This is a genomic window from Streptomyces sp. NPDC001222, from assembly GCF_042896945.1.
Lineage (GTDB): Bacteria > Actinomycetota > Actinomycetes > Streptomycetales > Streptomycetaceae > Streptomyces > Streptomyces gibsoniae.
Genome location: NZ_JBIAXT010000018.1, coordinates 23,435 through 36,594 on the forward strand (window position 1 = coordinate 23,435; position 13,160 = coordinate 36,594).

Annotated in this window: 13 protein-coding genes and 3 pseudogenes; 5 read left to right on the forward strand and 11 right to left on the reverse strand. The window is 72.2% G+C overall.

What is annotated here, in order from left to right; all coding sequences use genetic code 11:
- Nucleotides 1-105: 105 nt before the first annotated feature.
- The 11 genes from ACFY2Z_RS23400 to ACFY2Z_RS23450 form a co-directional block, all read right to left on the reverse strand.
- Nucleotides 106-1,107: a proline racemase family protein gene (locus tag ACFY2Z_RS23400; RefSeq protein WP_390746037.1), complete on the reverse strand. Its 1,002-nt coding sequence runs from the start codon at nucleotides 1,105-1,107 to the stop codon at nucleotides 106-108.
- A 32-nt stretch (nucleotides 1,108-1,139) separates the two neighbouring features.
- Nucleotides 1,140-2,036: a dihydrodipicolinate synthase family protein gene (locus ACFY2Z_RS23405; RefSeq protein WP_390746038.1), complete on the reverse strand. Its 897-nt coding sequence runs from the start codon at nucleotides 2,034-2,036 to the stop codon at nucleotides 1,140-1,142.
- 70 nt (nucleotides 2,037-2,106) lie between these two features.
- Nucleotides 2,107-3,525, reverse strand: coding sequence for an FAD-dependent oxidoreductase (locus ACFY2Z_RS23410; protein WP_390746039.1), 1,419 nt, complete (start codon nucleotides 3,523-3,525; stop codon nucleotides 2,107-2,109).
- A complete protein-coding gene (locus tag ACFY2Z_RS23415) occupies nucleotides 3,515-3,814 on the reverse strand; it encodes a (2Fe-2S)-binding protein (RefSeq protein ID WP_390746040.1) in 300 nt (99 codons plus the stop codon). Before ACFY2Z_RS23415 ends, ACFY2Z_RS23410 begins: the two co-directional genes overlap by 11 nt.
- Nucleotides 3,811-4,962, reverse strand: coding sequence for an NAD(P)/FAD-dependent oxidoreductase (locus tag ACFY2Z_RS23420; RefSeq protein ID WP_390746041.1), 1,152 nt, complete (start codon nucleotides 4,960-4,962; stop codon nucleotides 3,811-3,813). The genes ACFY2Z_RS23415 and ACFY2Z_RS23420 overlap by 4 nt, the downstream gene beginning before the upstream one ends.
- Nucleotides 4,963-5,287: 325 nt before the next feature.
- Nucleotides 5,288-5,824, reverse strand: a complete 537-nt coding sequence (locus tag ACFY2Z_RS23425) for an NUDIX hydrolase family protein (protein WP_390746042.1) — start codon at nucleotides 5,822-5,824, stop codon at nucleotides 5,288-5,290.
- Nucleotides 5,825-5,926: 102 nt separating this feature from the next.
- Nucleotides 5,927-6,799: a LysR family transcriptional regulator gene (locus ACFY2Z_RS23430; protein ID WP_390746043.1), complete on the reverse strand. Its 873-nt coding sequence runs from the start codon at nucleotides 6,797-6,799 to the stop codon at nucleotides 5,927-5,929.
- A gap of 119 nt (nucleotides 6,800-6,918) precedes the next feature.
- Complete coding sequence (locus tag ACFY2Z_RS23435) at nucleotides 6,919-7,494, reverse strand: Dps family protein (protein WP_390746044.1); 576 nt, start codon at nucleotides 7,492-7,494, stop codon at nucleotides 6,919-6,921.
- A 161-nt stretch (nucleotides 7,495-7,655) separates the two neighbouring features.
- Nucleotides 7,656-8,099: an SsgA family sporulation/cell division regulator gene (locus ACFY2Z_RS23440; RefSeq protein ID WP_390746045.1), complete on the reverse strand. Its 444-nt coding sequence runs from the start codon at nucleotides 8,097-8,099 to the stop codon at nucleotides 7,656-7,658.
- A gap of 120 nt (nucleotides 8,100-8,219) precedes the next feature.
- Entirely contained in the window at nucleotides 8,220-9,356 is a 1,137-nt protein-coding gene (locus ACFY2Z_RS23445; protein ID WP_390746150.1) for an MFS transporter, read from the reverse strand.
- 245 nt (nucleotides 9,357-9,601) lie between these two features.
- Nucleotides 9,602-10,120 (reverse strand): carboxymuconolactone decarboxylase family protein, encoded by a 519-nt coding sequence (locus tag ACFY2Z_RS23450; protein WP_390746046.1) that lies wholly within the window; start codon nucleotides 10,118-10,120, stop codon nucleotides 9,602-9,604.
- Nucleotides 10,121-10,248: 128 nt separating this feature from the next.
- Here ACFY2Z_RS23450 and ACFY2Z_RS23455 point away from each other — a divergent pair, with 128 nt between their 5' ends.
- The 5 genes and pseudogenes from ACFY2Z_RS23455 to ACFY2Z_RS23475 form a co-directional block, all read left to right on the forward strand.
- Entirely contained in the window at nucleotides 10,249-11,238 is a 990-nt protein-coding gene (locus ACFY2Z_RS23455) for a pirin family protein (protein WP_390746047.1), read from the forward strand.
- 139 nt (nucleotides 11,239-11,377) lie between these two features.
- Nucleotides 11,378-11,716, forward strand: coding sequence for a GNAT family N-acetyltransferase (locus ACFY2Z_RS23460; protein WP_390746048.1), 339 nt, complete (start codon nucleotides 11,378-11,380; stop codon nucleotides 11,714-11,716).
- 260 nt (nucleotides 11,717-11,976) lie between these two features.
- Nucleotides 11,977-12,150 (forward strand): annotated as a pseudogene (locus ACFY2Z_RS23465) (molybdopterin cofactor-binding domain-containing protein); the annotation flags it as partial.
- 139 nt (nucleotides 12,151-12,289) lie between these two features.
- Nucleotides 12,290-12,586: pseudogene (locus ACFY2Z_RS23470) on the forward strand (molybdopterin cofactor-binding domain-containing protein); the annotation flags it as partial.
- Nucleotides 12,587-12,666: 80 nt separating this feature from the next.
- Nucleotides 12,667-13,128 (forward strand): annotated as a pseudogene (locus ACFY2Z_RS23475) ((2Fe-2S)-binding protein); the annotation flags it as partial.
- Nucleotides 13,129-13,160: the final 32 nt, after the last annotated feature.

Consider the following 13,160-nt stretch of genomic DNA (forward strand, 5'->3'; position numbering starts at 1 on the left):
GTGCAATGTCACGCACCACGAGTATCCCAGGCGGGGGAGCGGCGGATATGTGCCCTGGGGCCTGTCGTCAAACTCCCGCCTGCCCCACGAGTTTGACGACAGGCCCTAGAGGACGAAGCCCGCGGGGAAGGGGTCGTCGGGGTCCAGGAGGTACTGCGCCGTGCCGGTCACCCATGCGCGTCCCGTGAAACTGGGCAGCACCGCGGGCAGGCCGGCCACCTCCGTCGTGCCGAGCAGTCGCCCCGTGAACCGTGTCCCGATGAAGGACTCGTTCACGAACTCGGTGTACAGGGGGAGTTCACCGCGTGCGTGCAGTTGCGCCATGCGCGCACTGGTGCCCGTGCCGCAGGGGGAGCGGTCGAACCAGCCCGGATGGATCACCATCGCGTGCCGGGACCGTTGCGCGGTGGCGTTCGGCGCGTACAGATGGACGTGATGGCAGCCGCGGATCGTCGGATCCTCCGGATGGACCGGTTCCTGCTTCGCGTTGACCGCGTCCATGAGCGACAGCCCCGCCGCGAGGATGTCGTCCTTTCGGGAGCGGTCGAAGGGCAGCCCGAACTCCTCCAGCGGCAGGATCGCGTAGAAGTTGCCGCCGTAGGCGAGGTCGTACGTCACCGTCCGCCCGTCCGGCAGGGTGGCCTTGCGGCCGAGGCCGACGGAGAAGGACGGCACGTTGCTGAGGGTGACGGAGGTGGCGGCACCGCCCTCGACGGCGACCTCGGCGACGACCGGGCCGGCCGGGGTGTCCAGGCGGATGGTGGTCAGGGGTTCGGTGACCTCGACCATCCCCGTCTCCACGAGCACGGTCGCCACCCCGATCGTGCCGTGCCCGCACATCGGCAGATAGCCCGAGACCTCGATGTACACGACGCCCCAGTCGCAGTCCGCGCGGGTGGGCGGCTGGAGGATCGCGCCGCTCATCGCCGCATGCCCGCGCGGTTCGTCCATCAGCAACCGCTTGATGCCGTCGCGGTGTTCACGGAACCACAGACGCCGCTCGTTCATGGTGGCACCGGGGATCGTGCCGATGCCCCCGGTGACCACCCGGGTCGGCATCCCCTCGGTGTGGGAGTCGACGGCGTGCAGGACGAGCTTGCTGCGCATGACCGGTCTCCTTCCGTTCGGTGTGCGCCGGTTCAGCCGAGTCCCGCGGCCACGGCCTGTTCCGTGGCGGCCCGGACGGCGCTCTCCTGCTCGGGCAGCAGGGGGACCCGCGGCGGCCGCACAGGACCGCCGTACCGTCCGACGACGTCCATCGACAGCTTGATCGCCTGGACGAACTCCACCCGGGAGTCCCAGCGCAGCAACGGGTGCAACTGCTGGTACAGCGGCAGCGCGCCGTCCAGGTCGCCGGCGACCGCGGCCCGGTACAACAGCACCGCCGCCCGGGGCAGTGCGTTCGGATAGCCGGCCACCCAGCCCTTGGCGCCCGCGATCGCGAGTTCCAGCAGGACGTCGTCGGCGCCGATCAACAGGTCGAGATCCGGGGCAAGTTCGGCGAGGCGATAGGCGCGCCGGGGGTCACCCGAGAACTCCTTGACCGCCTGGACGCACCCCTCGGCGTGCAGCTTCGCGAGCAGTTCGGGGACCAGGTCGACCTTGGTGTCGACAGGGTTGTTGTATGCCACGACCGGGACCCCCGCCCGCGCGACCTCCGCGTAGTGGGCGAGCACGGACCGCTCGTCGGCGCGGTAGGAGTTCGGCGGCAGCAGCATCACCGACGCACAGCCGGCGTCGCGTGCCTGCTCGGCCCAGCGGCGGGCCTCCGCCGATCCGTAAGCCGAGACGCCGGGCATCACCCGCGCCCCGCCGACGGCGGACACCGCCGTCTCCACCACCTTGGCGCGCTCCTCGGGGGTGAGGACCTGGTACTCGCCGAGCGAGCCGTTCGGCACGACGCCGTCGCAGCCGTTCGCCACGAGCCAGGCGCAGTGCTCGGCGAATCTGGCGTGGTCGACGGTGAGCCGGTCGGTGAACGGCAGCGCGGTGGCCACGAGAACGCCGTGCCAGGGCCGGTGCTGCGGGACGGTCATGGGCGGTCCCCCCTCGATGATGTGTGACATATTACTGATGCCGTGCCTTTCCCCTCGTCCATGCCTTCGCTCAACTGGGCCCGTCCTGCCGCGGTTGCGACTGTCCTTCCGTCGACCGCCGTCCCTCCTCCGGTTCCCGGGCGAGCACGCCCAACGGCACCGGCCGGGCGAAGGGTCTGCGTGTCACCGTCTCCGGGCAGCCGGCGACCCCGGCGACCGCGGTCCCGCACATCCGGCCCTGACACCACCCCATCCCGGCCCGGGTGAGCAGTTTGACGGTGCGTAGATCGCCCGCGCCCAGATCGTGTACGGCCTCCCGTACGGCCCCGGCCCGCACCTCCTCGCAGCGGCACACCACCGTGTCGTCGGTGATTCGCTCGGCCCAGCCGACGTGGGGCGCGTAGGCACGGTCGAGCGCGGCGGCGAACCTCCGGAGCGCGGCCCGGCGTTCGGCGGCCTGCTCCCCATCGCGCGGATCGGGCGCGCCGCCCGCGAGCCGCGCGGCGATCGACCGTCCGGCGAGGTGCCCCTCGGCGAGCGCGAGCGCCGCGCCGCCGACCCCGGTGGCCTCGCCCGCCGCCCACACCCCCGGGACGTCGGTGCGCTGCTCGTCGTCGACGCCCACACGCCCGCCGTCGACCCGGCAGCCCAGTGTCTCGGCGAGATCGGTGTGCGGCAGCAGGCCGTGCCCGACGGCCAGGGAGTCGCAGGGAATGCGGCGTCCGGTGCCGGGCCGTACCCGGCCGTCGGCGTCGAGTGCGGCCACTGTCACCGCCGTCAGCCGGCCGGTGCCCTCCGCCGCCACCACGGTGTGGCGCACCAGGACGCGTACCCGGTGGCGCAGAAGCCGCGCCCCGTACCCCGCCGCCTCGACGGCCTTGCCGGGCTCCACCGCCAGGGCCCAAGCCTGCCGGACGAACCGCCCGGGGTCGGCGGACTCCACCAGCGCGGCGACCGTCGTCCCCGCCGCGGCGAGCCCCGTCGCCACCGGCAGCAGCAGCGGCCCGGTCCCGGCCACGACCGCCCGGCTCCCCGGCACCACGAGTCCGCCCTTGAGCAGCGCCTGGGCGCCCCCGGCGGTGACGACCCCGGGCAGCGTCCAGCCGGGGAAGGGCAGTACCTTCTCATGGGCGCCGGTGGCCAGCAGCACGGCCGCGGCGCGCACCAGGGCCGGATCCTCCTGCTCCGGACCGAGCAGCGCGTGCACGGCGAATACGGCGGACTCCCGCTCCACGCACCACACATGATGATCCTTCAGATGGCGGACACGCCCGGCGGCGATGTGCCGGTCGAGTTCCTCGCGCAGCCGCCTCCAGGTGCGCCCCTGGTGCCGTGCCGCCCCGAGCGCGGGGGCGGGCTGCCGATAGAACTGGCCGCCCGCCTCGGGTGCGGCGTCGACCAGCGCGACGCGTACGCCCCGTGCCGCCGCCGCGAGGGACGCGGCCAGTCCGGCCGGGCCCGCGCCGATCACCGCGAGGTCAGTCCGCATGCCGGGTGCCCTCCTGTGTACGGATCACATCGCCGGGGCGTACCGGCACCAGGCAGGCGCGCTGGTTGGGCCGGTCGTTGACGGTCACGAGACAGTCGAAGCAGACGCCGATCCCGCAGAGGACCCCGCGCGGCCGGCCCTCGAACCGGGTGGTGCGCCAGGAGACGATGCCCGCCGCCCAGAGCGCGGCGGCGACCGTCCAGCCCGGCCGGGCCTCGATCGCCCGGCCGTCGAAGGTGACCGTGAAGGCGGGGCCGGGCCGGGGCCGCGTGCGGTTCAGGGGATTCACCGGGCCTCCTGTTCGAAACGCTCCGGCCGGAAGGGCGCGAGGTCGAGTTCCGGCACCCCGCCGCTCAGGAGCCGCGCGATCAACTGTCCGGTGCCGGTGGCGAGTCCGATCCCGGCGCCCTCGTGACCGCAGGCGTGGAACAACCCCGGCGCCCGCGGATCGGCGCCGATCGCGGGCAGATGGTCGGGCAGATACGGCCGGAAGCCCAGATAGGCGCGCATCGCCCGCACCCGCTCCAGGAAGGGGAAAAGCCGGGTCGCCCCCGCCGCGAGGGCTCGCACCGCCGGCAGCGAGAACGACCGGTCGAACCCGACCCGTTCACGGCTCGCTCCGATCAGGACCGGTCCCGCGGCCGTGCCCTCGACCACCGGAGACGTCTGCAGGGCCGCGGAGTCGCTCGCCACGTCCGCGACATAGTCGGCCGCGTACACCTTGTGCCGGACCGTGCGCGGCAACGGCTCGGTGACCAGGACGAATCCGCGACGGGGCAGCACCGGCAGGCCCACCCCCGCCCGTTCGGCCAGCTCACCTCCCCAGGTCCCCGCGGCGTTCACGACCGCCCCCGCGTGGATCGTCCCCCGGTCCGTCCGCACCCCGCGCACGGCACCCCGCGGGGTGCGCGGCACCTCGGTCACCGTCCGGCCGGTCAGCAGGCGGACGCCCGACGCCCGTACCAGATGGGCGGCGGTGAGGGCCGGCATCACCTGGCAGTCCTGTGGGTAGAGCACGCCGCCCGCGAGTCCCGGCGCCAGTCGCGGCTCCAGCTCATGGAGCCCGTCGGCGGCGACCTCCACGGCGCTCACCCCGGCCGCCCGCTGCCCGGCGGCGAAGTCGGTGAGGGCGGCGAGATCTTCGGGGGCCGAGGCGACGACGACACCGCCCTTGGTCTCGTACTCGACGGCCGGACCCAGCTCCTCGGCCAGCTCGGCCCACAACCTCAGGGACATCAGGGCGAGTTCGAGCTCCGGTCCGGGTGCCTTGTCGGAGACGAGCAGATTCCCCTCGCCCGCCCCGGTCGTGCCGCCGGCCACGGGCCCGCGGTCCACGAGCGCGACGTCCAGCCCGGCCCGGGCGGCATACCAGGCGCAGGCCGCGCCCACCATGCCCGCGCCGACGACCACGACATCGCAGGTCAGTCGCTCGGTCACGCCAGTACTATGTCACATGGCTCCGCATTCGGGGCAACCCCCGCGACGCGCATCGCCCGTCAACTCCCTCCCGGTGACCGCAGTGTGACGACTCAGGACCTGATCGCGCGCCACCGGCAGATCGTCGACCACGGCCGGGAAGTGCGTGGCCGGGGCCACCGTCGCCCGTTCAAGGGCCGGCCGGAGTGGGACCCGGCTGCCGAGGCCTCACGTCAGGAGGTCAACGCGTCCGTCAGAGACAGCGGAGACCTCCCCTTCCGTCCGGACCCGTGGCCCCAGGGTCCGGACGGAAGGGATCCGGCGGACGGTGCAGCCGGCGTGTCGCTCACAGCAGACAGCCGACATGGGCCAGGGCCTGCTTGAGGAGGACCCCCTGGCCCCCGGGCATGTCGTTCTGGACCACGGCCGAGGACGCCTCCTGGGGGCTGAACCACTCCAGGTCGAGCGCGTCCTGACGGGGACGGCAGTCCCCGGCCACCGGGACGATGTAGGCGAGGGCCACCGCGTGCTGGCGGGGATCGTGGAACGGCGTGATCCCCTGCGTCGGAAAGTACTCCGCGACGGTGAAGGGCTGCAGGGAGGACGGGACGCGGGGGAGTGCCACCGGTCCGAGGTCCTTCTCCAGATGCCGCAGCAGCGCGTCCCTCACCCGTTCGTGGTGGAGCACCCGCCCGGAGACGAGCGTGCGGCTGACGGTCCCTTCGGGCCCGATCCGCAACAGCAGTCCGACGCTGATGACTTCACCGCTGTCGTCGACGCGTACGGGCACGGCTTCCACGTACAGGATCGGCATACGGGCACGTGCCAGCTCGAGGTCGTCGGGAGACAGCCAGCCGGGCGTGGTTTCGGTCGTGTCAGGCATTGCCTGATCGTACGGTCAACAGCTCGCGCGGCGCGCGTGTCACTCCAGGTCAGACACAAGTCACACGGAAGGGTAGCCGCGTGGCCCCGGACATCGGCGGCGTCAGGTGATGTGCCGCAGCAGTGCCGCGACCGCCACGGGGGGTTCGCCGGGCGGCCGTACCACCATCACCTGCCAGGTCGGCGCGTGCCGGGCGAAGCGGTAACGGTCCAGGTCGGGGAAGCGCGAGGCGATCGACGGAGGCATGATGCACACGCCCAGGTCGTGGCGGACCAACTCGGCCGCCGCGACGATGTCGTTGACCTCGAAGGTCGTACCGCGCTCCACACCGGCGGCGCGGGCGGCCCGGTCGACGGCGTAGCGGATGGCCCAACCGGGGGTGAAGTCCACCAGCGGCAGCCGGGCGACGTCCGGCCAGGTGACCGTGGCCTCCGCGGTCGCCGTGTCCAGCCGCCGCCTGGGTGAGACCAGCAGGACCATCGCCTCGCGGGACAGCAGCCGGGTCACCAGCCCCCGCTGCTGCTGGCGGTCCAGCGCCACCACGGCCAGGTCCACCGTGCCCTCGCGCAGGGCCTGCCGGATGTCGGCCACCGGTGCCTGCCGCAGCCGGAGCACCACGCCCGGGTGCTCCGCGCGCAGTTCGGCCAGGGCCTGGTGCAGTCCCGCCCAGACGCCCTGCATGATGCCCACGGTGACCTGGCCGCGCAGTTCTCCCTTGGCCGCGTCGACCGCCTCGCGGGCGTGTTCGGCGGCCCGGAGCGTCGCGCGGGCGGCGGGCACGAAGGCCTCCCCGGCGGGGGTGAGGGCCACCCGGTGCGTGGTGCGGGTGAACAAGGGGGTGCCCAGCTCGCGTTCGAGCGCTCGCACGGTGCCGGAGACCGCGGACTGGACGACGTGCAGCTGCCTCGCCGCGGCCGTGAACCCGCCCGTGTCAGCCACGGCGACGACGACTTCCATCTGCCGCAGGTCCATCATGCGCTCCCGGTGATGTCCCGCCCGTCCGATCCGGCGACGATCTTCGTCGCATGGTACGCGGACGGGCGGCGGCCGTATGTCCCCGGCGGGCGGGGACGTACGGCCCGTTCCCGCTCCGCTCAGGCGCGGACCAGGGGAGTGTCGACCAGGTGCTCGGCCAGGAACCAGGCCTGCAGTTCGCCGGTGCGGATCACCTGGGAGACCAGCAGGTCGTTGGTGCCGTCGTCGCCCAGCTCGGCGGTCCGGGCCGCGGCGTCATGGGCGTCCACCAGGATCGTCTCGTGGGCCTCCAGCAGCCGCGAGAGCATCGCCGGGACCTCCTCCACGCCGTCCGGCGGACGCGGGATCGAGGTGATCTCGGCGACGTGCCGCGGGTCGCCGACCGCGACACCGCCCAGGGTCTGCACCCGTTCGGCGAGGGTGTCGACGAGCTCCAGCTGTTCCCCGGCGTGCTTGTCCAGGAGCAGATGCAGCTGGTAGAAGGTCGCACCGCGCAGCAGCCAGTGGTGCTTCTTGTAGAGGCCGTGGAGGATCTGCGTGTCGGCCAGCACCTGGTTCAGCCGCTGACAGGCATACATCCGGGCGTCGTAGGAGAGGCCGAGGGGGAACTGCTTGACGGTGCCGAACTCCTGGATGATCTCGCCCTTCTGATGCAGCCAGGGCTGGCTGCTCGTGGGCTTGGAGCTGGTGGTCATGAAGCGCCTCCTGCGGTGCCGTGCTGTGGATACGAGGCGACGTTAGGCGCCGGAGCGGGCCGCGCCTTGTCCGGCAGCGCATGTGCTGATGCCCGTGCGCGCACCGAACGCGCCGCCCGCACCCGGACGTCTGCCGGACCATGGAGCCGGTTCCGCGCGGCTCAGCCGCCGCGCGCCGTCAGCCGAGCGACGAGGTCGTCCAGATCGATGTGGTCGTGCTCGCGGCCCTGCGGCACCACCGCCTCGGTCTGCCGGAGAAACGCGGCCACCGCGGACTCCGCGATCTCCAGGACCGCCGACCCGGTCCGCGATCTGAGGACGACACGGATCGCCTCCGGATGGCGGCCGCGCGGTGGAGTCACCAGGACGTCTCCGCTCCCCGCGGGCCGCCGGAGGCCGTCCGCGAGGAGAGAGCGGGCGAACACCCACTCGACGCTGAAGGGCGAGAGGGCGCCGAGGTCCAGGCGCACCGCATACGGGTCGGTCCGGTCGTACCGCAGCTCGGCCGGCAGTGGTACCCGCCCGTCCGGGGCGACGGCGACCTCGACCTTCAGCCGGAAGGTGATCGAGCGCTGGTGCGCGGCACCGGTGGAAATCTGTCGCATGCTGTCCCCTGTCGGCGACCGTTCGTGTGGTTCAGGACGACCGTAGGAGGGTGTGCGCGGTCGGATTGCTGTGGGGCGCACGAGGTGTTGTCCCCCGGTGCACCGCCACAGCGTGCCGCGTCACACGGCGTCCCGGTCCTGCCGCCGGCCCGCGGCGCGGTGCTCGGTGAGCCAGTAGAGCAGGGCGAGGACCGGCAGGGCCGCGCCGAGGACGGTGACCGCGCCCCAGCCGCCGGAGCGGTAGGCGACCGAGCCGAGCTGTGAGCCGAGGGCGCCGCCGAGGAAGAAGGTGGCGATGAAGGCGCTGTTGAGCCGGGCCCGGGCGGCGGGGTCGAGCTGGTAGACGGTGTGCTGGCCGAGGATCAGCGTGGTCTGTACGGCCATGTCGACTGCGATGGCGGCCAGGGCGAGCAGGACGATGCTGTGCCCGCCGAGACCCGCGACGGCGAAGGCCAGGGCGGCGACGGCGAACGCGACGCCCGTGACGGGCCGGGTCAGCCCCCGGTCGGCCCAGTGCCCGGCGAACGGGGCCACGGCGGCTCCGGCGGCTCCGACGAGGGCGAAGATGCCGACGCCGACGGGGGAGTAGTGGAAGCGGGGGCCGGTCAGGACGTACGAGACGGTGGTCCAGAAGGCGCTGAAGGAACCGAACATGGCGGCCTGGTAGAGGCCTCGGCGCAGCAGCGCGGGGTGGGTGCGCACCAGGCGGACGGTGGAGCGCAGCACATGGTGGTAGGGCACCGAGGTGGTGGGCGCGTGCTGGGGCAGTGCCGCACGCAGGGCCACGGCCAGGAGGGCCATCAGGACCGCGGAGCCGAGGTAGACGACGCGCCAGCCGGCGAGGTCGGAGACCAGGCTGCTCAGCGTCCGGGAGAGCAGGATGCCGGTGAGCAGCCCGCTCATCACCCGGCCGACGATCCGGCCGCGGGCGTGGTCCGGGGCGAGGCTCGCGGCGAACGGGACCAGGATCTGGGCGACGACGGAGGTGGCCCCGCTGACCAGGGAGGCGGCCAGCAGCATGGGGAAGCCGGTCGCGAGGCCGGCCGCCACCAGGGCCAGGGTGGTCACCGCCAGCAGCACGGTGACCAGGCCGCGCTTCTCCAGCCGGTCGCCGAGCGGGACCAGGAAGAGCATGCCGATCACATAGCCGACCTGGGTGAGCGTGATCAGTACGCCGGCCGTGGCGGTGCTGATGTGGAAGACGTCGCGCAGCGACGACAGCAGCGGCTGGGCGTAGTACAGGTTGGCGACCGTCATTCCGGAGGCGACGGCGAGCAGTGCGACCAGCCAGCCCGGGACGCCGGGGGCGGCCTGGGCGGTGGTCTCGGTGCTACGGGGCGTGCGCAGAGCGGACGACTGGGACACGGGACCTTCTTCGGGAACAGAGCCGGCCGGGGCCGGCTCGGGGAGACGCGGTGTCGAGCAGCTTCCTCGGTGCTCTCACGGGACCAAGCGCTCGGCGGCTCCCGTTGCTTCCTCGTTCCGGGAGATGGCTTCAGATGTCAGTCATCTCGTCCGGCGATGATCGTGCGGCTTTGGCCGTCGATCCCGCGCACCGGGTGCTTGCTCATGATCGAGAGCCGGTTGAACGCGTTGATGGTGATCGCCACCCAGATCACCGCGGAGATCTGGTCGTCCGTGAACACCTGCCGGGCCTCCTCGTACGAGGCCTCCTGGGCGGCGGCGTCCCTCGGCTCGGTGGTGGCCTCGGCCAGGGCGAGGGCCGCGCGCTCCTCGGGCGTGAACAGTTCGGTGTCCCGCCAGGCCGGCAGCACCCCGAGCCGTTGCGGGGTATCGCCGGCGCGCAGGGCGGCGCGGGTGTGTACGTTGAGGCAGTACGCGCACCCGTTGATCTGGGACACCCGGAGGTTGATCAGCTCGACGAGGGTGCGTTCGAGCCCCGCATCGGCGGCGACGGTGCGCACCGCCTCCGAGGTCCCGACCAGCGCGTGGTAGGCCGAAGGGCTCTGCTTGTCGAGGTAGATGCGCTGGTGGGCGGGGTGCGTCGTGGGGGTGGTCAACTCGGGACTCCTTTGGCGGCCGCTTCCGACCCGTCGTTCCATCGTGTACGTGACATCACCATCGTCCTATGATCAGAGCGATAGTTGTTTAATGTAAAACCATTATGGAAGGTCGGGAGGCGGTCACGGTGAGCAACGTCGAAACAGAGCCGGTCGAGGTGCGCTGCCGGGCGGCGGAGAACAGCGGGCAGCCGGCACAGGGGCCGCGGGTCGATGTGATCACCGCGCGCGACGTACCGCTCGGCGGCCCGCGCGCGATGACCGTGCGGCGCACCCTGCCCCAGCGGGCCCGGACCCTGATCGGGGCCTGGTGCTTCGCCGATCACTACGGGCCCGACGATGTCGCCGCGACCGGCGGCATGGATGTCGCCCCCCATCCGCACACCGGGCTGCAGACGGTGAGCTGGCTCTTCAGCGGGGAGATCGAGCACCGCGACAGCCTGGGCAGCCATGCCCTCGTCAAGCCCGGCGAGCTGAACCTCATGACGGGCGGCCACGGCATCTGCCACTCGGAGGTCTCCACCCCGCGCACCACGGTCCTGCACGGCGTCCAGCTGTGGGTGGCGCTGCCGGAGGAACACCGGCACACCGCGCGGGACTTCCAGCACTATGTGCCCGAGCCCCTGCGGGTCGAGGGCGCCGAGATCAGCGTCTTCCTCGGCAGCCTGGCCGGAGCGTCGTCCCCGGTGCGGACCTTCACCCCGCTGCTCGGGGCGGAGATCGTCCTCCAGCCCCGTACGACGGTCACGCTCGCCGTCGACCCCGGCTTCGAGCACGGTCTCCTTGTCGACCGAGGGGATGTGCGGGTGGCCGATGTGGCCCTGCGCCCCGCCGAGTTGGCCTACGTCCACCCCGGAACCGAGTCGCTGACCCTGACGAACGAGTCGGCGGAGCCCGCGCGGACCGTGCTGCTCGGCGGAACTCCCTTCGAGGAGGAGATCGTCATGTGGTGGAACTTCATCGGCCGCAGCCACGACGACATCGTCGAGGCGCGTGCGGACTGGGAGAGCAACTCCGACCGCTTCGGCGCCGTCGAGGGATATCCGGGGAACCGCCTTCCCGCGCCCGCCCTGCCGAATGCCATCATTACGCCGCGCAGGAATCCACCGCGCGACTGACGCGCCGTCGATGTCACGGGCACAGTCCAATGCCCTGAGGCGCACCGCAATTCACTGACATCCAGTCAAAAGCACTGACCCACAGTCGAGACAGTCGACCAACAGTCGAAACACCCGACACTCAGTCGAAAGGCACCCCATGAGCCAGCCTTCCGCCGCTCCGGTCGTCGAGCGGGCAGACGCCAGGCACCGCTACGAGATCCTGGTCGACGGCAAGCGCGCCGGTCTGACGGCGTACCGCGACCACGGCGCGCAGCGCGTTTTCTACCACACCGAGGTCGACGAGGCCTTCGCCGGCCAGGGTCTGGCCGGCCGCCTGGTCGAGGAGGCGCTCACCGATGTCCGTGCCCAGGGGAAGCGCATCGTGCCGGTCTGCCCCTACGTGGCGAAGTTCCTGAAGAAGCACGAGGAGTTCTCCGACATCACCGACCCGGTGACGCCCGAGATTCTCGCCTGGCTGGACACGGAACTCGGCTGACCGTCGAGCCGCCCGGCGTCGGCCGGGCGGCCTTTCCCCGCAGTGCACACTTCTTTGCCCACAGCGCACTGTTCCCCACACGACTCGTCCCCGCGCGTCGGCCGTGACACCGTGGTGGCTGAATTCCCGCAAAGACACGATCGAGGTGTTGATGTGGAGAAATGGACCAGGCGTGAGGACGAGCGGCTGCTCCGGACGCTTTTCCGCCGGGCATCGGAGTCTCCTGCTATGCGGAGCGCTCCGGCGGCGAGGCCGGCGGCCTGCACGAGTCCGGCAGCCTCCAGGTCGGCGAGGACGGCAGGGTCACCGCGCGATGCGGTGCCGCGGCCAGCGGTCAGGGGCACGAGACGGTCTTCCCCGCACTGATCGCCAAGCGCCTCGGAGGGCCGGAGACACAGGTCCGCCTCATCGAGGGCGAACAGCCTGAAGGGCTGGGCTCGTTCGCCAGCCGCTCGGCGCAGATCGACGGCGCCCTCTTCCGGCACCTGGCGGACCTGCTGATCGACGAACCGCACCCGGGCGGCGGGGCTGTGGGATCTGCCGGTCGACCGGATCGAGTGGACGGACGGCTCCGTGCACACCGCCCACGACGGCACGCCCCTCATGGACCTCGGCGAACTGGTGAAGCACACCGGGCCGTTGCGCGTCGAGGACCGGTTCGAGAGCAGTCAGGCGTTCCCCTTCGGCACGCACGCGGCGGTGGTCGAGGTGGATGTGGACCTGGGCACCGTGCACATGCTGCGCCTCGTGGCCGTCCACGACTGCGGAGTGATCCTCAACCCCGCGGTGGTGCGCGGGCAGGCGTACGGATCGGCCCTGCAGGGCATCGGTCAGGCGCTCTACGAAGGCATGCGGTTCGACGACGACGGCGTACCGCATCTGGCCGGCGGCTTCCTGGACTATCTGCTTCCGACGTTCACGGCGCATCCGGCCGGAGCTCGTCGTCGACAAACGGCACCGGCCACTTGCTCGACGTGGAGCCCCGCCGTCTGCTCGCCGACGTCCTGCGGGACGGCCTCGGGCTCACGGGTACGCACCTGGGGTGCGAGCACGGCATCTGCGGGGCCTGCTCGATCCTCATGGACGGCGAACCGGTCCGCTCGTGCCTGGTGCTCGCCGTGCAGGCCGACGGGCGCTCCCTGCGCACGGTGGAGGGCCTGGCCGGCCCGGACGGCGAACCCCACCCGCTGCAGCGGGCGTTCTCGGCCGAACACGCCCTCCAGTGCGGCTTCTGCACCCCCGGGTTCCTCATGGTGGCCGCCGGAGCGCTCGACGCCGACCCCGACCTCGCCGACCACCCGGAGGCCATGGACCACGTGGTCGGCTCCAACATCTGCCGCTGCACCGGGTACGGGCCCATCCGGCGTGCCGTCGAGCGCGCGGCCCGGGAACAGCGCCGGGCCACGGCCTGACCCGCCCGGGCACCCGAGGGCACCCGGGCGTG